Below are 16,214 nucleotides of genomic sequence, written 5' to 3'. Positions count from 1 at the left end.
TTTAGTATCATGATATCATGTAAAGTTTTCTAGGGTTCCGCATGTCAATTGACATGGACTGGTCCGAGAGAAAACACATACGCGTAAATAGAAGCGCGTATGCACACGGAGGGAAAAAAGCCCGGGAGAGTCAATCTCATGTGAGACGACTGTCCGGGGTTTTTTTGTTTTCGGAGAATCTTAATAGATAGAAAGGAATGACTCAAAATGAAATGGGGATTGGTCGTGCTTGCCGCTGTTTTCGAGGTTGTTTGGGTGATAGGCTTAAAGCACGCTGACTCAGCCTTAACATGGAGCGGCACTGCCATCGGCATCATATTTAGCTTTTACCTTCTAATGAAGGCGACTCACAGTCTGCCTGTTGGTACCGTGTATGCCGTCTTTACCGGGCTCGGCACAGCGGGAACAGTACTTAGTGAAATCGTTCTTTTTCATGAACCGGTTGGATGGCCGAAGCTATTGTTAATTGGCGTGCTCTTAATCGGTGTAATCGGGTTGAAGCTTGTGACACAGGATGAGACAGAGGAAAAAGGAGGCGAGGCATAATGCTGCACTGGATCAGTTTATTGTGCGCGGGCTGTTTAGAAATGGCCGGCGTGGCCCTTATGAATCAATATGCGAAAGAAAAAAGCGTGAAATGGGTGCTGTTGATCATTGTTGGTTTTGCCGCTTCATTTTCCTTGCTGTCGTACGCAATGGAAACCATTCCGATGGGAACGGCTTACGCGGTCTGGACAGGAATTGGCACCGCCGGAGGGGCGCTTATCGGCATCCTCTTTTACAAGGAGCAGAAAGACGCCAAACGGATCTTCTTTATCGCGTTGATTTTATGCTCAGCAGTTGGTTTAAAAATTCTGTCATAAATTGATTTTTATCAAATCTTCAGTATAATGGATAAATAGTTTAGACTTACAAAGATAAGAGGGATTATTCATGAAATCATATATGACTCAGCGGTTGGACGAATACCGTGACGGAAATGAGGATAAAGGTCGGCTCTTGGTCAGCTGCCCCGATCAGCCGGGTATCGTCTCTGCAGTTTCCGCGTTTTTATTTGAACACGGTGCCAATATTATAGAATCAAATCAATATACGACAGACCCTGAAGGCGGCCGGTTCTTCCTGAGAATCGAATTCGACTGCGCAGGCATTCGTGAGAAAAAAACATCTCTTCAGGCGGCGTTTGCCTCTGTAGCGGAAAAATTCGACATGACATGGAGCTTAACTTTGGCAAGTGAATTGAAGCGTGTCGCCATTTTTGTTTCAAAGGAGCTTCATTGCCTGCATGAGCTGATTTGGGAATGGCAAACCGGCAACCTGATGGCGGAGATCGCTGTTGTCATCAGTAACCATGAGGAAGCGAGAGAGCTGGTTGAGCGCCTGAACATTCCATTCCACTATATGAAAACGAACAAAGACATCAGAGCGGAAGTCGAAAAGAAGCAGCTTGAACTGCTGGAGCAGTACGATGTTGATGTCATCGTTCTCGCACGCTATATGCAGATTCTAACTCCTGATTTTGTTTCGGCTCATCCGAATCGCATCATCAATATCCACCATTCATTCCTGCCAGCTTTTATCGGTGCGAATCCGTACAAACGGGCCTACGAGCGCGGCGTGAAACTGATCGGTGCGACATCTCATTATGTGACAAACGATCTTGATGAAGGGCCGATCATTGAACAGGATATTGAGCGTGTGGACCACCGCGATAATGCGGAAGCGCTGAAAAACATCGGAAGAACAATTGAGCGCAGCGTGCTTGCCCGTGCTGTGAAATGGCATTTGGAAGACCGTGTCATCGTTCATGAAAATAAAACAATCGTCTTTAACTAGACTGCAAGAGGCCCGCGCAATGCGGGCTATTTTTGATGACAAAAAACCTTGACAAGTGTCTTTTTTCTTTGCATAATATAAAAAAATCATTGAGCGTTGAAGAGGATTAGTAAGCAGACCTTTCTGTGACAGAGAGCAAAATGAATCGCTGAAACATTTTGCCGCATGAAACCTGCCGAACCTGCCTTGGAGTCCTAGGGGGAAAACCTAGGCGCATAACCTGGCGTTACAGGAGAGCGGAGCGTGCACAAGCGCGTTCAATCAAGGTGGTACCACGGAAACCCATTTCGTCCTTATGAATCAGGATGAAATGGGTTTTTTTATTGTAGAAGAGCCGCGGAGGAGAATAAATGAAAAAACAAAGAATAGTAGTGAAAATAGGAAGCAGTTCGCTCACGAATAGCAAAGGAAGCATTGATGAGGCAAAAATCAGAGAGCATGTTCAGGCGATTTCCGTGTTAAAAAAAGCGGGGCATGAAATGATTCTGATTACCTCGGGTGCCGTAGCGGCGGGGTTTTCCAGCCTCGGTTATCCGTCCCGTCCCGTTACCATCAAAGGAAAACAGGCGGCTGCCGCGGTCGGACAAACACTGTTAATGCAGCAATATATGAATCAATTTAAACAATACTCACTGACTCCGGGACAAATCCTTTTAACGAGAAATGATTTTTCGAAAAGAGAACGGTATCGAAACGCGTATGCTACGATAATGGAATTATTGGAACGCGGCGTCATTCCGATTATCAACGAGAACGATTCTACATCTGTTGAAGAATTGACATTCGGAGATAATGATATGCTTTCTGCGTTAGTCAGCGGATTGATTCACGCAGACCAGCTCATGATTCTCACCGACATTAACGGACTGTATGATGCCAATCCAAATGAAAATCCTGAGGCGAAACGATTTGATTATTTGCCTGAGATCACGCCTGAATTGCTTGGATATGCAGGTTCAGCCGGATCAAAGGTCGGAACCGGCGGAATGAAATCAAAGCTGTTAGCCGCACAAACCGCGCTGTCTCTGGGAGTGAAAGTATTCATTGGAACTGGCAGCGGAGAGCAAAAACTTGCGGACATTTTGGACGGCAGGGGAGACGGCACTTATATCGGAGACAAAGAACTATCTTCGGTTAACAACACAAGGCAGTGGATTCAGTTCCACTCGCCGATATCGGGAGAAATTATCATTGATGCGGGTGCCGAAGAGGCGATGATCCATAATGGAAGCAGCCTTTTGCCCGCTGGCGTTGTGGGTGTGAACGGAAGCTTTCCGAAAGGGGCGGTTGTGGAAGTCAGGGGACCGGGCGGCGTGATCGGCAAAGGCCAAACCCATTACTCCTCTGAGGAGATTATGGAGGCCAAGGGCAAACGCAGTGACGAACTTGATTTTGAGAAAACGTTTGAGGTTATTCATAGGAATGACTGGGTCAATGTAAAAGACTAGGAGGCGGAAAAATGAGTGAAGTTTCTGTAAAAGCGAAGCTGGCGAAAGAAGCAGCAGCCGAAATGATCATGAAAACAACAGCCGAGAAGGATGAGGCGCTCAGCCTCATTGCAAACGGACTCCGCAAAGAACTGGATTTTCTCTTGGCGGAGAATGCAAAAGACATTGTGAACGGAAAAGAGAATGGTTTAACACCGGACATCATTGACCGTCTCACATTGGATGAGAAACGTATACGCGATATCGCGGACGCGGTGGAGCTCTTAATCGACTTAGCGGACCCGGTCGGCGACTCTCTTGAAACGATTGAAAAAGAAAACGGCCTGTTTATTGAAAAAATCCGTGTGCCGCTCGGTGTCGTAGGAATGATTTATGAGGCGAGGCCAAACGTCACAGTTGATGCGGCTACCCTTTGCCTGAAGACAGGGAACGCGGTTGTGCTGCGGGGAAGCTCCTCAGCCATCCACAGCAACAAAGCGCTCGTCAGTGTCATTCACAGAGCACTTGAGCAATCAGCGCTTCCGATTCACGCTGTGCAACTGATTGAGGATACGAGCAGAGAGACAGCAAAAGAGCTCTTTACGTTAAATGATGGCTTAGACGTATTGATTCCGCGCGGAGGCAAGAAACTGATTGATCTCGTTGTGAGAGAATCAACAGTTCCTGTATTAGAAACGGGAGCAGGAAACTGCCACATATTCATTGACGAAACAGCCAAACCGCAAATGGCAGAAAAGGTTGTCGTAAATGCCAAAACGCAGCGCCCTTCCGTATGCAACGCGATTGAATCATTGCTGATTCACAAGGCTTGGGCAAGACAGCACGGGAAAGAATTGCTGGACCAGCTGGAAAACGCGGGAGTTGAAATTCGCGGTGATGAATTGGTATGTGAACTCCATCCTTCAAGCAAACAAGCATCAAAAGAAGATTGGGAAACCGAATTTTTAGCGCCTGTCCTCAGCGTAAAGACGGTTGAAAACGTCCAAGAAGCTGTGAAGCATATCCAACAATACGGCACCAATCATTCGGAAGCGATTTTAACTGAAAATGACAAAAACGCGGTATATTTTCAAACGGCTGTCGATGCTGCCGCTGTCTATCATAACGCGTCAACCCGTTTTACCGACGGCTTTGAATTCGGCTACGGAGCCGAAATCGGCATCAGCACGCAAAAGCTTCATGCAAGAGGACCGATGGGGCTTCCTGCACTGACTTCTACAAAATACATCATTAAAGGAACTGGGCAAATCCGTGAATAGCAGGGCAATGTTCAATGAAAAAGCTTATCTCATTACGAGATAAGCTTTTTTATACGAGAAAAATTGACATTTCAAATTTAATTGTGTACAATTTAATTGTATAAAATATATTGGGGGAATGAAAAATGAGTCAGCCATTATTTACAGCAACTGTTTCAGCGGTAGGAGGAAGAGAAGGAAAGGTCATTTCATCAGACCGCGTTCTTGAGCTTGATGTCGCAATGCCGGGGACACCGAGAGCCAAGAAATTAGAAAAAGCGACAAATCCAGAGCAGCTGTTTGCAGCAGGTTATGCAGCTTGCTTTGACAGCGCCCTGCAGCTTGTCGCAAGAACAGAACGGGTAAAAGTAGAGACAGAGGTTACAGCGAATGTTAGCCTGTTAAAGGATGAAGCGGACCAGGGCTATAAGCTGGGTGTGACGCTGCAAGTAAAAGGAGAAGGAGTCAGTGCATCAGAATTGGAGGCGCTTGTGAAAAAAGCGCACGGCGTCTGCCCGTACTCAAAAGCAACCTCCGGAAATATTGATGTGACACTTGAAGTTGCTGAATAAATAAAAAGAGGATGCCTGTACAAGGCATCCTCAATTTTTTTGATGAAGTGTTTCCAGCAATGTATATAGAGCGGATTTTAACTGTTTGAGATCCTCCCCAGACTGCTTTGAGAGCCCCAGAATTGTCTCTGGAATGTCAACCGCTTTTTCTTTTAATAACGCTCCGTCCTCTGTCAGGCTGATCAACACGGACCGCTCATCCTCTTCAGATCTTTTTCTCGTAATCAAACCCTGATGTTCCATTCGTTTAAGCATCGGAGTGAGCGTCCCTGAATCTAAATACAGCTGTTCGCCCATTTTTTTGACAGTAAGCGTTTCATGTTCCCATAACAAAAGCAAAGCCAAATATTGAGGGTATGTTATATTCAGCTTATCAAGCAGCGGCTTGTATTGCTTTGTCATTTCCCGCGAACTCGCATATAGCAAAAAACAAAGCTGATTCTCCAATTTCATATGATCAAATTTATTTTCCATTTTGTTCACCAACTCTTTTTTGTCATTCGATTCTATTGTATCTGAAAAACCTCACTTTTCCTATTCTCGGCAAACATAGCATGTTTAAAAAGATCAGAAAGGGAAATATAACAACTAGATACAAATAAGGAGGTTGGGAAATATGGCACTATTTACAGCAAAAGTAACCGCGCGAGGCGGACGGGCAGGACATATTACATCAGATGACGGTGTTCTTGATTTTGATATTGTCATGCCAAATGCCAAAAAAGAAGGACAAACCGGCACAAATCCGGAACAGCTCTTTGCGGCAGGGTATGCTGCATGCTTTGGCGGCGCGCTCGAACACGTAGCCAAAGAGCAGAATATCGAAATTGATTCGGAGATTGAAGGGCAGGTCAGCCTCATGAAGGATGAGAGCGACGGCGGCTTTAAAATCGGTGTCACACTTGTTGTGAACACGAAAGATTTAGATCGGGAAAAGGCACAAGAGCTTGTCAACGCCGCTCATGAATTCTGTCCTTACTCAAAGGCAACCAGAGGAAATGTTGATGTAAAACTAGAATTAAAATAATGATCGGCATCCTGAGTGTTCTCAGGATGTTTTTTGGTGTCGGAGCGGGTCGAGGTGTGAAAACTGTAGTATAGATGGATTCAGAATTTGGAGAATATTAAAAGGATCAGGCCGTGCATGCCTGATCCTTTTAATATTCTTTCTTATTGGCGAAGTTCCGCCATGCTTGAAACGGGGATAAATGCTCTGTTAGTGTCACTTGATAAAAGGGGATCGTTCTTTCTTCAGCAGGTTTATCAATTTCTTTATAAATGAATGAATCATCAAACCCGGCTTCGGCAGCGTCTGTGTGCTCAGCTGCATAGAAAACGGCTTTAGGCCGGGCCCAGTAGATGGCGCCCAAGCACATTGGGCATGGTTCACAGCTCGTATACAAAATGCAGTCATCAAGCTGGTAGGCTCCTAGCACCTTACAGGCTTTCCGAATAGCTGTGACTTCCGCGTGGGCAGTCGGATCATTGCTTGTTGTGACGTTGTTCTGTCCCTCTGCAATAATGGCTCCGTCTTTCACGATAACGGCTCCAAAAGGCCCGCCGATTCCTGCATTCACTCCTTCACATGCGAGAGTGACAGCCCGTTTTAAGAACGTTTCATGATTCATCCCAATCCCTCCTGTCAATAGAGTGTTATTAGTATAGCCGAAAAGAATGCAAAGAACATTCTTAAAAAAGTGCAAAATAAACAAAGTAATTGGGGGATTTGCTAAATAAGAAACCGATTGTGGCTGTATTATAGAAAAAAACCATCTGCCAAATGCAGATGGTTTTTTCAAATTATACTAGCTGTGTCTGCTGTGCTCTTGCCTGTTTTGCGGCTTCAACCATGTTTTTCAATGCTGCAACCGTTTCTTCCTGCTGTCTTGTTTTCAATCCGCAGTCCGGATTTACCCAGAAGCGGTCAGTCGGACAGACGGCAAGCGCATCAACGATAATATTGTACATTTCTTCAGTTGACGGCACACGAGGGCTGTGAATGTCATATACACCAAGGCCAAGCCCTTTCAAATACGGGTGGTTTTTTAAGTAATCTAAAAATCCTCCGTGGCTTCTGCTATGTTCGATTGTAATCACATCGGCATCAAGATCATTGATTGTATCAACGATATCTTCGAAGTTGCTGTAGCACATATGTGTATGAATTTGTGTATCGTTTTTCACGGAAGAAGTGGTTAATCTGAAAGCTTCTGCCGCCCAAGTCAAATACTCATCCCAATCGCGGGTTTTCAATGGAAGGCCTTCACGCAGCGCTGGTTCATCGACTTGAATGATTTGAATGCCTGCGTCTTCAAGCGCTTTAACTTCTTTGCGAAGGGCAAGCCCGATTTGGAAGGCGATTTCTTTCCTCGAGATGTCGTTTCGAGGGAAAGACCAGTTTAAGATTGTAACCGGGCCCGTCAGCATTCCTTTCACATGCTTGGAAGTCAATGACTGTGCGTAGACTGTGTCTTTCACTGTCATCGGTTCAATAAATTCAACATCTCCGTAAATGACTGGCGGGCGGACACAGCGTGAGCCGTATGATTGAACCCAGGCATATTTAGTGAAGGCGAAACCGGCCAGCTTTTCACCGAAGTATTCGACCATGTCTGTCCGTTCAAATTCGCCGTGAACAAGGACATCAAGCTCCAATTCTTCCTGAATATCAATCCATCTTTTTGTTTCCGCATTGATAAAGTTTTGATACTGTTCATCGGACCACTCAGCTTTCCGCCATTTTTGGCGTGCGCTCCGCACTTCAGCAGACTGCGGGAAGCTGCCGATCGTTGTCGTCGGCAAAAGCGGAAGGCCGAGAGATTCATTTTGCAGGGCTAAACGTTCTTCAAACGGAATCGGACGCTTGAAGTCTTTATCAGTTAATTGCTCAAGCTCTTTCTTTTGTTCAGAATTGGCGCCTGTTGCAAACTGTTTAAGCGCCTGGATATCAGCCTTAGCCTGCTGAATCTCTTCGCTGATCGCCGCTTTTCCTGATACTAAACCTTCTTTCAAAGCTGTCAGCTCGGCCAGCTTCTCTTTTGCGTAGGATAATCCGTTCAATAGGTCTTTTTCCAAATGCTCATCAGGGTGTTTCGCTACTGGAACATGCAGCAGGCTGCTGGAAGGCTGAATCCACAGTTCATCAACTTTTGCAATGCTGAGAATATCAAGAACGGCATCGAGACGCTCTTCAAGGTCCGCTTTCCAAATGTTGCGTCCGTCGATAACGCCGGCTGCCAGCACTTTGTCTGTCGGAAAGCCATGTGTTTTAAGCTGTTCCAGGTTTCTGCCTTTGTCGTGAACGAAATCAAGGCCAATTCCCTGAACCGGGTAAGAGATCAGCTCTTCATAAGCATCAACAGAATCAAAATACGTCTGCAAAAGCACATTCAAGGATGAAAGCTCACTTGTAATGCTTTCAAATAATTCTTTTGCGCCGCGGACATCTTCACTAGAGGCAGTAACGAGCGCCGGCTCATCGATTTGAACCCATTTTACGCCTTCTTCTTCAAGCTCTTTCAAAAGCTGTACATATAATGGCACAAGGCGTTTTTGGATCGCTTTTGCTTCAGACGGTTCATAGCCTTTAGCAAGCGTAACGAACGTATAAGGGCCGACAATCACAGGCTTTGTTTCCACACCGTACTCCTGTTTGATCCGGCGATAATCTTCGAGTTGTTTGTTTCTTGTCAGACGGAACTCAATGCTCTCGTCATATTCCGGAACGATGTAATGGTAATTTGTATTAAACCATTTTGTCATTTCACTAGATACAGCGTCTTTGATTCCGCGGGCGATAGCGAAGTATGTATCGGTAGCGTCAGTCAAATGTCTGAACCGTTTCGGGATCCAGTTGAAGCTGACTGCTGTGTCGAGTACATGGTCATACTGTGTGAAATCAGAAACAGGCACAACATCAATCTGCTGGTCAATTTGTGTTTTTACTGCGGATAAAAATAGTTCGTCGATATGCTTCAAAAACGTATCTTTATCAGTACTGCCTTTCCAATACGCTTCAAGTGCTTTTTTCCATTCCCGGTTCAGTCCGATTCTCGGAAATCCTAAATTCGATGTTTTGATGGTTGTCATTGTTTCTCCTCCTTTATATGTAAAACACTCTCTTTCACCCGCGGATACAGGCTGCTAAGAGGTTTTCTCACAACAAAAAGCCTCTTTCCCATGAGAGAAAGAGGCTTTTCTACGTAAAACACTGCCTCTCTCATCTCTCAGACACAATCTGATGGAATTAGCACCGTGCCCTATGAGACATCAGTCTCGGCGCGAAAAGCAGTGCGCCCCATTTCACAATGGTATTACGGTCGGTTGCTGTTGGGGTCAAAAGGCCAATCCCTCGCCCAACTCTCGATAAGAGAAAATGTTATTAATTTTTTGAAAAGTTGAATCATTTGTTGGTAATCTTAACAGTAATTCAAATTCATTGTCAACATAGAATTTGAAATTTTTATTTACATGATGTGGCGTATATTATATAAGAAAAATAATCTTATAGGGTCAACAAATGTGATTGCTCTGCTTTTTCTGCGAGCTCATCAGGAGCTGTTAAATACAGGAATCCATTGCCTGCCAGCGTTTTTGCAATATCAAGAGGAAGTGTCCTGCGGATTAGCTGTGCGAAAACCTCAGATTCAGAAAGCTTTCTTTGAAATGATTCTTCTTCATAGCTTTTGATTAAAGCAAGCGCACCGCTGACATGAGGGGCAGCCATTGAAGTGCCGGTCAGCTTACCGTACTTCTTGTTGGGAAGGGTGGATAAGATGTTTTCTCCTGGTGCCACAAGGTCAATCTCTTTATTTGCGTTAGAAAATTCTGATAATTCTCGTGCTACTGAAACAGATCCAACTGCAATGACTTCGTTATAAGCTGCGGGGTAGGAAAGCTCTTCTGTGCGTTCGTCGCCGTCACCCTCATTTCCCGCTGCACAAACGACAAGCACTCCGTTTTTGACTGCGTTTTTCACTGCTTCTTCCAGCTCTGGCACATCGCTTGGCCCTCCAAGGGACATTGAGATGATGTCGACTTTCTGTTCCACCGCGTAGTTGATGCCGTTGATTATCCATTCGTATTGTCCGCTGCCGTTCTCGCCGCCAAGAACCTTCACAATCAATAGGCTTGCCTCAGGCGCGACTCCGGCAATGCCTCCGTTTGAATCATTAGCTGCAATCGTTCCGGCGACGTGTGTGCCGTGTCCGTTGTAGTCGGAAATCGCATCTTCCTTGCCGCCGTCGTCATCCGTGAAGTTCTTTCCGCCGATGATTTGATTTTTTAAATCAGGGTGGCTTGTGTCGCAGCCCGTGTCTAATACAGCAACTTTAATATTTTTGCCTTTTACCCCTTTTGCCCACATTTCTGGCGCCTTAATCACTTTAATGCCCTCAGGAAGCTCGTTTACATCCATGATCTTCTCATTCGTCACATACGGGATCAAGCGGATTTCACCATTCATAAAAAAGCCCTCCTTTTTTATGCTTGCAAGTGGATTCAAGGGTGTTGCCTCATATTATATGAAAAAAACAAGCGCTCGGACAGAGCCATTTGAAGCATTTTGAAAAAATAGGATACACACCAAAGAATTAGTAATTTTCAAAATATTGGATGGCTTCGGCGTGTATGACTGGGATTCAACTGTAAGTCAAGTTATAATAGTGTTGGGGAAAGGAGCAGTGTCATGAAACTGAATGAAAAATTATATGCATTTTTTTCAGAGCATGTGGAACAAATGGCCGAGGAATGGATTGAAACGATGGAGGAAAGTGATCCGAATTCGCTTTACGCCCTACATAATGCAACAGTAACGGAAGAATTGAAAGAGCAGGACAGAGAATTTTACCGGCATCTGAATTACATGTATGTTTTACCGGAAAAACAATTTCTCGAAGAGTTTCAAGAGTGGGTCATTGAGCTGACCAACGATCAAAAACATCTCGACACACCGGTTCAGTATGTCATTCGGGAGTTTATGAGAAACAGGAGATTATATACGAAGTATTTTGAGAAGTTCGCAGAAGAAAATGAATCAGCGTTTGAACCGGGAGAGAAGCAAAAATGGGCAGATTTGATTGTAAAAGTATTTGATTTCACCATTTATACATTCGTTGATCACGCTGAAATGAATGCCAAGCAGCAATTAAACGCCCAAAGAGAAATGATATTGGAATTAAGCTCACCTGTCATTACCCTGAGCAAATCAACAGCTTTGCTGCCCCTTGTCGGTGACATTGATACCGAACGGGCGAAGTTTATTCTGGAAAACACGCTTCAAGCTTGTGCGAAAAGACGTGTGGAGCATCTGTTAATCGATCTGTCAGGTGTTGTTGTGGTGGATACGATGGTGGCGCACCAGATCTTTAAATTGATTGAGGCGCTTAATCTGATCGGTGTCCGGTCAACCCTGTCAGGAATCAGGCCTGAAATTGCGCAAACTGCTGTACAGCTGGGGATTGACTTTTCGAATATTACCATTAAAACCAACCTTGCCCAAGCATTAAACTATCATCAATAAAAAAATCCGCTATCTGTGATAGCGGATTTTTTATGATGCGAAACATAAAGATACGAGAAAGGATCCCGCGAATAATAAGAGGACGAGGCAAAAGAACACCCAGTCGCGCCGGTTCACGCTCAATTTCCTATAATATGTCCGGTTTCTGCTTCCTGTAAAACCTTTCGATTCCATCGCAAGCGCTGTCCGTTCCGCTTTTCTGATGGCGCTTGCCAATAGCGGTATGGTATATCGTTTTAACGCACTGATTTTATTCATGATGCCGCTCTCCGCCGCTCCTCCTCTGATTTTATGAGCCTGCTGAATCAGCTGGATCTCATCCTTTAACAGCGGAAGAAAGCGAAAGCCTGCAATGACACCGTACGCGAGCTTTGGTGAGAGCCTGCACTGCTGGACAAGGCTCAGCATAAATAAAATCGGATCGGTTGTAAAAACAAACATCATCGATAAGGCGGAAAAGCATAAAATACGAAACCCGAGAGAGATGCCGACAGACACATTATCGCTGTTAATTGAGATAGGGCCTGCTTGAAACAAAAAATTATCCGGTGTTGTCGGCACTTTTCCAAAAACTGCGGCTGTCCACACGCATCCGAATGCTAAAATCAAAAACGGAATCGTAAACAACAACCATTTTTTCAATGGGATTCCGGCCGCCAGTAGAACGCCCGCAACGATGATGATATAAAAACATGCCGGAGTGTATGGGTTGTAAATAAACGACAGCATGACGACACAACAAAAAACCGCCGCCGCTTTCACAGTCGGATTAATGAGATGTAACGGCTGCTTCATCACGCACCTCCTCTTGAAATGCCATCCATTCATATAGAAGGGGAAGGGTGAGCTTTGCTTTTTGAACAAGCCCTGTTTCTTGAGAAAACAACTGCGCTGGAGATCCGTCAAAGGCCAGGCCTGTATCGTGAAGCACAAGCACGCTGTCAGCATACGAAGAGACTAGCTCCATATCGTGTGTAATCATAAGGACAGCGGTTCCCTCTGCCTTGATACGCTGAATCATTTCCATGCATTCAGCCGCCGTGCGGGCATCCTGGCCAAAGGTTGGTTCGTCTAATAATAAAACCTTTACGTCATGCATGAGCATAGTAGCAACGCTCAGTCGCCGTTTTTGCCCTTGGCTGATCGCAAACGGATGATGATCAGCCAAATGCGCAAGACCAAAACGCTGCAGCAGGTGTTGCGCTTTTTTCTCAGTTTCAGCATTTGCTTTCTGGCCGAACAGAAGCTCGTCATACACCGTATCGGTGACGAATTGATGCTCAGGGTTTTGAAAAACAAATCCCATCCGTTTACGCAATTCTTTTTCTTTATATTTCTGCAGCGGCTGGTCATAAAGAAGGATTTTGCCGCTTTGCGGTTTCATGAGACGGGCCAGAACTGATAAGAGCGTCGATTTTCCAGTGCCGTTCGGACCGACAAGCGCCGTTAAGGAGCCTTCGCGCAACGAAAAGCTGATGTCATTGAAAATCGCCTGCTGTCCTCTCGCGAACGAAAGGCTGCTGACTTCAAGCACACTCTCCCCAGAAGGGGCTTTCTTCTTTTTGACATGCCCGGCAGGAATAGGCTCTTTGAACAGCATCTCTTTTGATAAAGTAAACGGCATCCTCAGCTTTTTCTGCAGATGACAGACCTTTGGAATGGGGATGCCCAATTTCTTTAGTGTTTCCGCTTCATGCTGAAATAGATTTTTCGTCAGGCCATCCAGCGCCTTTTTGCCTGATTTGTCGAGTACGATCGTTCTCTCAATCCAAGGCGCCCATTCATCAAGCTGGTGCTCAATGACGAGGAGGCTGAAACCTTTTTCCCGCTGAAGATCTTTCATCAGATGAACGAACTCCCGCGCTGAGAAAGGGTCTAAAAGAGAGGTCGGCTCATCTAAAATAATAAGCTCAGGCTCCATCGCCAAAATACAGGCGAGAGCCACTTTCTGCTTTTGTCCTCCTGAAAGGGTTGAGATCATTTTTTCTTTTAAATGGGTAATGCGTAATTTTTCTAATACGGCGTTGATTTTCTCTGTCATTGCTTCTTTTGGAATTTGCAGATTTTCCAGCCCGAACGCAATTTCGTCCTCCACCGTCAGCATGCAGAACTGCTGATCAGGATCCTGAAAAACGACCCCGGCATGCTGAGCAATCGTTTCGGAGGTTTCAGCATCTGTGACCGGCTTTTGAAATAGAAAGACATGTCCGGACTGAATGCCGTCGCAAGCCTCCGGATATAGACCGTTTAAACAAAGGGCGAGCGAGCTTTTACCGCATCCGCTCGGTCCTAATAATAAAACACATTCTCCTTTTTGAAGCCCAAACGAAATGTCTTGAAAAACCGGTTTCTCGTCTTCTTCATAAGAGAAGCTGAGCTGCTCAACCGTCAGAAGCTCATCAAAGGCTTGCATGTTCTGACGCCCGCTTCCGTTTCTTTTTCAGTTCCTTTCCGAGTGCCATTCCGTTTAACACACCTGTATAAGCGAGAGAGTCGCTGACAGCTTTTCCGAGAAGCCCCGCCAAAAGCGCGCCGGAAATGAGACGGATCACAAGCATAATGAGCAGATAACCTGGTGAATAGGCTGCATAGCCAGAAACAAAGAGATCATAGATAAAGCTGGCTACTGAAGACCCCATACCGGCCAGCATAAGGACAGGGAGAGAGTATGCTTTCCAGCGTGTTGCAAGAAATACAGCCTCAGCCCCGAGCCCTTGAACAATGCCAATGACGATGACCATCGGGCCAGACGGATTTCCCAGCAGGCACTCAACGAGAGCGGCAATGATTTCAGAAACGAGCGCCGCACCCGGTTTTCGAATCATGTACGCGGCGATTACAGAAACGATAAACCAAATGCCGTAAATCGGTTCATAGGCGATTGGCCCAAACATACCTGCAAGCACGTTTCCGAAATGTGTAAATAATAAATAAACAACGGCAAATACGATACTGATAACGGACATGATGACAATTTCTTTTACTTTCCAGCTTTTCATTTTATCCCTGCTTTCTGTTTTTTCTTGATGGACTGTTAGCCGAAAGATTCACAGTCATGGTGATGTGGTTTGTTTGCTGCTCAGCCATGCGGAAAACGGCTTCCAATGTGCTGAATACGTCATGCGCATCCCCGTCAAGCTCGCTCGTGTAATGGACACCCTGTACGAAAGTGCCTCGGGCTTTTGCAATGTCGACCGCCTTTTTAATCAATCCCATATAATCCGGCTCGTTCATTGGATAAAGGGCAAATTGGCACGGCGCTTCCGCCTTCAAGCCTCGGACAGCATCTTCATTGACACGCTTATCACCTTTGGAAAGATATGTATCCCCCTGTGTGTCACCCGGGCATCCAATGGAAAACGTGCCGTTCATGACGATGTGTTTTTCGCTGTTTGCTGCATGAAGGTAAATGGCTTTTGCAGCATCGAATACATGATCAATCGATCCGCGTAACACCGTGCTGATATGGTCGGTTTTCGTCCATACCTTGGATGTATCTGTTTTTTTCAGCGCAGACTTGATCACACTGATAAAATCATCCGTCATCGGATATAAAGAGAAGCGAAAACCGGCGATTCTGCTTGTACCGCAAATATGCTCCATTTCTCCGACCTCCTGTTTTTTTGGTAAAATAAAAAACTGCATATCCTAAGGGAATATGCAGTCATAGATCGATTAAGCGCACAAAAAATACACCATTCGGTCAACCTGCACTTCCCCACGCTGGTATTATCCAGATCGGGTCATAAGGGATCAAAGCGCGTTTCTTTCGCGCTTTATCTCAGCCAAAACAGCACCCCTAGTGCTTTCCGTATACAATTTTTTATTTTGACATCATAATAGATGATAAGAATCATTTTGTAAACAACGAAATCATTTTTTTCAAATAGGGACGGGAGAGGATGATCAAATTTGGAAAAAGGACACATATTAATTGTGGAAGATGAAGAAAAAATCGCCAGGGTTCTTCAGCTTGAATTGGAATATGAAGGATACAGCGTCACCATCAAACAAAATGGCACAGAAGGTCTGGATGCGGCAGCGGAGGGCGGGTATTCCTTGGTGCTTCTTGATGTCATGCTTCCGGGGCTTAGCGGACTGGAAGTGCTGCGCCGCTTGAGAAAAACGGATTCGCAGACACCGGTCATATTATTAACGGCGCGAGACAGTATTCCTGATAAGGTAACAGGTCTGGACATCGGTGCAAATGACTATGTCACCAAGCCGTTTGAAATCGAGGAATTGCTTGCGAGAATCAGGGCGGCGCTGCGACAAAATGGAACAAAAACTGAAGATATCGGCACCTTTCTTACATATGACGATTTGCGGGTGAACGAAAAAACCCGTGAAGTGAGACGCGGAGACAAAGAGGTGGAATTAACGCCGCGGGAATTTGATCTGCTCGTCTATATGCTAAAGCATCCGCAGCAAGTGCTGACACGGGAGCAAATTCTAAGCTCGGTATGGGGATTTGATTATATCGGTGATACCAATGTCGTGGACGTCTACATAAGATACATCAGAAAAAAACTGGACTATCCTTACGAAAAACAGCTGATCCATACGATTCGCGGGGTCGGCTATGCCATTAAGGGGTAAA

General features: G+C 45.4%; 17 protein-coding genes, 3 riboswitches and 1 other annotated feature. Of the genes, 9 read left to right on the top strand and 8 right to left on the bottom strand.

Going from position 1 to position 16,214, the window contains the following annotated elements; all coding sequences use genetic code 11:
• Positions 1–18 precede the first annotated feature (18 nt).
• A riboswitch (guanidine-I (ykkC/yxkD leader) is annotated at positions 19–130 on the top strand.
• Positions 131–207: 77 nt separating this feature from the next.
• The 6 genes from ykkC (at position 208) to BGM23_RS14960 (ending at position 5,094) form a co-directional block, all read left to right on the top strand.
• Positions 208–546 carry a multidrug efflux SMR transporter subunit YkkC gene (gene ykkC / locus BGM23_RS14985; RefSeq protein ID WP_003232583.1) on the top strand — a complete coding sequence of 113 codons (339 nt, stop codon included), beginning with the start codon at positions 208–210 and terminating at the stop codon, positions 544–546.
• A complete protein-coding gene (ykkD, locus tag BGM23_RS14980) occupies positions 546–863 on the top strand; it encodes a multidrug efflux SMR transporter subunit YkkD (RefSeq protein WP_015252242.1) in 318 nt (105 codons plus the stop codon). The genes ykkC and ykkD overlap by 1 nt, the downstream gene beginning before the upstream one ends.
• A 70-nt stretch (positions 864–933) precedes the next feature.
• A complete protein-coding gene (purU, locus tag BGM23_RS14975) occupies positions 934–1,836 on the top strand; it encodes a formyltetrahydrofolate deformylase (RefSeq protein WP_029727031.1) in 903 nt (300 codons plus the stop codon).
• A gap of 87 nt (positions 1,837–1,923) precedes the next feature.
• Positions 1,924–2,134, top strand: a binding site (T-box leader).
• Between the two features lie 52 nt (positions 2,135–2,186).
• Positions 2,187–3,284 carry a glutamate 5-kinase gene (gene proB / locus BGM23_RS14970; RefSeq protein WP_014479591.1) on the top strand — a complete coding sequence of 366 codons (1,098 nt, stop codon included), beginning with the start codon at positions 2,187–2,189 and terminating at the stop codon, positions 3,282–3,284.
• A gap of 11 nt (positions 3,285–3,295) precedes the next feature.
• Positions 3,296–4,543, top strand: coding sequence for a glutamate-5-semialdehyde dehydrogenase (gene proA, locus BGM23_RS14965; RefSeq protein ID WP_029727030.1), 1,248 nt, complete (start codon positions 3,296–3,298; stop codon positions 4,541–4,543).
• A gap of 125 nt (positions 4,544–4,668) precedes the next feature.
• Positions 4,669–5,094, top strand: coding sequence for an organic hydroperoxide resistance protein (locus BGM23_RS14960; protein ID WP_003232574.1), 426 nt, complete (start codon positions 4,669–4,671; stop codon positions 5,092–5,094).
• Positions 5,095–5,124: 30 nt separating this feature from the next.
• Here BGM23_RS14960 and ohrR read toward each other — a convergent pair whose 3' ends face one another.
• Positions 5,125–5,568, bottom strand: coding sequence for an organic hydroperoxide resistance transcriptional regulator OhrR (ohrR, locus tag BGM23_RS14955; protein WP_029727029.1), 444 nt, complete (start codon positions 5,566–5,568; stop codon positions 5,125–5,127).
• A 142-nt stretch (positions 5,569–5,710) separates the two neighbouring features.
• Here ohrR and BGM23_RS14950 point away from each other — a divergent pair, with 142 nt between their 5' ends.
• Positions 5,711–6,121 (top strand): organic hydroperoxide resistance protein OhrB, encoded by a 411-nt coding sequence (locus BGM23_RS14950; RefSeq protein WP_003232570.1) that lies wholly within the window; start codon positions 5,711–5,713, stop codon positions 6,119–6,121.
• Between the two features lie 130 nt (positions 6,122–6,251).
• Here BGM23_RS14950 and guaD read toward each other — a convergent pair whose 3' ends face one another.
• From guaD to isp, 3 genes are all read right to left on the bottom strand, one after another.
• Positions 6,252–6,722 carry a guanine deaminase gene (guaD, locus tag BGM23_RS14945; RefSeq protein WP_003245084.1) on the bottom strand — a complete coding sequence of 157 codons (471 nt, stop codon included), beginning with the start codon at positions 6,720–6,722 and terminating at the stop codon, positions 6,252–6,254.
• 172 nt (positions 6,723–6,894) lie between these two features.
• Complete coding sequence (gene metE, locus BGM23_RS14940) at positions 6,895–9,183, bottom strand: 5-methyltetrahydropteroyltriglutamate--homocysteine S-methyltransferase (protein ID WP_053581884.1); 2,289 nt, start codon at positions 9,181–9,183, stop codon at positions 6,895–6,897.
• Positions 9,184–9,310: 127 nt separating this feature from the next.
• Positions 9,311–9,466, bottom strand: a riboswitch (SAM riboswitch).
• Between the two features lie 132 nt (positions 9,467–9,598).
• Positions 9,599–10,558: a serine protease Isp gene (isp, locus tag BGM23_RS14935; protein ID WP_029946400.1), complete on the bottom strand. Its 960-nt coding sequence runs from the start codon at positions 10,556–10,558 to the stop codon at positions 9,599–9,601.
• Positions 10,559–10,780: 222 nt separating this feature from the next.
• On the opposite strand from isp, the gene rsbRB reads away from it, so the two are divergent.
• Positions 10,781–11,614: an RsbT co-antagonist RsbRB gene (gene rsbRB, locus BGM23_RS14930; protein ID WP_003232560.1), complete on the top strand. Its 834-nt coding sequence runs from the start codon at positions 10,781–10,783 to the stop codon at positions 11,612–11,614.
• Positions 11,615–11,644: 30 nt separating this feature from the next.
• On the opposite strand, the gene thiX is transcribed toward rsbRB, so the two are convergent.
• Genes thiX through thiU form a run of 4 tightly spaced genes read right to left on the bottom strand, consistent with a single transcriptional unit; the run spans position 11,645 to position 15,217 of the window.
• On the bottom strand, positions 11,645–12,409 hold the full coding sequence (gene thiX / locus BGM23_RS14925; RefSeq protein WP_029727027.1) for an HMP/thiamine ABC transporter permease ThiX: 765 nt from the start codon (positions 12,407–12,409) through the stop codon (positions 11,645–11,647).
• Positions 12,384–14,027 (bottom strand): ABC transporter ATP-binding protein, encoded by a 1,644-nt coding sequence (locus BGM23_RS14920; protein WP_029727026.1) that lies wholly within the window; start codon positions 14,025–14,027, stop codon positions 12,384–12,386. The genes thiX and BGM23_RS14920 overlap by 26 nt, the downstream gene beginning before the upstream one ends.
• Complete coding sequence (locus BGM23_RS14915; protein WP_003232554.1) at positions 14,014–14,613, bottom strand: ECF transporter S component; 600 nt, start codon at positions 14,611–14,613, stop codon at positions 14,014–14,016. Before BGM23_RS14915 ends, BGM23_RS14920 begins: the two co-directional genes overlap by 14 nt.
• 1 nt (position 14,614) lies before the next feature.
• A complete protein-coding gene (gene thiU / locus BGM23_RS14910; RefSeq protein WP_019712474.1) occupies positions 14,615–15,217 on the bottom strand; it encodes an HMP/thiamine ABC transporter substrate-binding protein ThiU in 603 nt (200 codons plus the stop codon).
• 95 nt (positions 15,218–15,312) lie between these two features.
• Positions 15,313–15,425, bottom strand: a riboswitch (TPP riboswitch).
• A gap of 101 nt (positions 15,426–15,526) precedes the next feature.
• Between thiU and ykoG the strand changes: the two genes are divergently transcribed.
• A complete protein-coding gene (gene ykoG, locus BGM23_RS14905) occupies positions 15,527–16,213 on the top strand; it encodes a two-component system response regulator YkoG (protein ID WP_019712475.1) in 687 nt (228 codons plus the stop codon).
• Position 16,214 lies beyond the last annotated feature (1 nt).

It is taken from the genome of Bacillus sp. FJAT-14266 (assembly GCF_001719225.1).
Lineage (GTDB): Bacteria > Bacillota > Bacilli > Bacillales > Bacillaceae > Bacillus > Bacillus subtilis.
The sequence above is the reverse complement of the archived record's forward strand: the minus strand, read 5'-3'. Positions and strand labels throughout refer to the sequence as shown.

Coding starts and splice junctions, on each gene's coding strand:
- ykkC (WP_003232583.1), top strand. CDS start 208: ATGAAATGGGGATTGGTCGTGCTTGCCGCTGTTTTCGAGGTTGTTTGG.
- ykkD (WP_015252242.1), top strand. CDS start 546: ATGCTGCACTGGATCAGTTTATTGTGCGCGGGCTGTTTAGAAATGGCC.
- purU (WP_029727031.1), top strand. CDS start 934: ATGAAATCATATATGACTCAGCGGTTGGACGAATACCGTGACGGAAAT.
- proB (WP_014479591.1), top strand. CDS start 2,187: ATGAAAAAACAAAGAATAGTAGTGAAAATAGGAAGCAGTTCGCTCACG.
- proA (WP_029727030.1), top strand. CDS start 3,296: ATGAGTGAAGTTTCTGTAAAAGCGAAGCTGGCGAAAGAAGCAGCAGCC.
- BGM23_RS14960 (WP_003232574.1), top strand. CDS start 4,669: ATGAGTCAGCCATTATTTACAGCAACTGTTTCAGCGGTAGGAGGAAGA.
- ohrR (WP_029727029.1), bottom strand. CDS start 5,568: ATGGAAAATAAATTTGATCATATGAAATTGGAGAATCAGCTTTGTTTT.
- BGM23_RS14950 (WP_003232570.1), top strand. CDS start 5,711: ATGGCACTATTTACAGCAAAAGTAACCGCGCGAGGCGGACGGGCAGGA.
- guaD (WP_003245084.1), bottom strand. CDS start 6,722: ATGAATCATGAAACGTTCTTAAAACGGGCTGTCACTCTCGCATGTGAA.
- metE (WP_053581884.1), bottom strand. CDS start 9,183: ATGACAACCATCAAAACATCGAATTTAGGATTTCCGAGAATCGGACTG.
- isp (WP_029946400.1), bottom strand. CDS start 10,558: ATGAATGGTGAAATCCGCTTGATCCCGTATGTGACGAATGAGAAGATC.
- rsbRB (WP_003232560.1), top strand. CDS start 10,781: ATGAAACTGAATGAAAAATTATATGCATTTTTTTCAGAGCATGTGGAA.
- thiX (WP_029727027.1), bottom strand. CDS start 12,409: ATGAAGCAGCCGTTACATCTCATTAATCCGACTGTGAAAGCGGCGGCG.
- BGM23_RS14920 (WP_029727026.1), bottom strand. CDS start 14,027: ATGCAAGCCTTTGATGAGCTTCTGACGGTTGAGCAGCTCAGCTTCTCT.
- BGM23_RS14915 (WP_003232554.1), bottom strand. CDS start 14,613: ATGAAAAGCTGGAAAGTAAAAGAAATTGTCATCATGTCCGTTATCAGT.
- thiU (WP_019712474.1), bottom strand. CDS start 15,217: ATGGAGCATATTTGCGGTACAAGCAGAATCGCCGGTTTTCGCTTCTCT.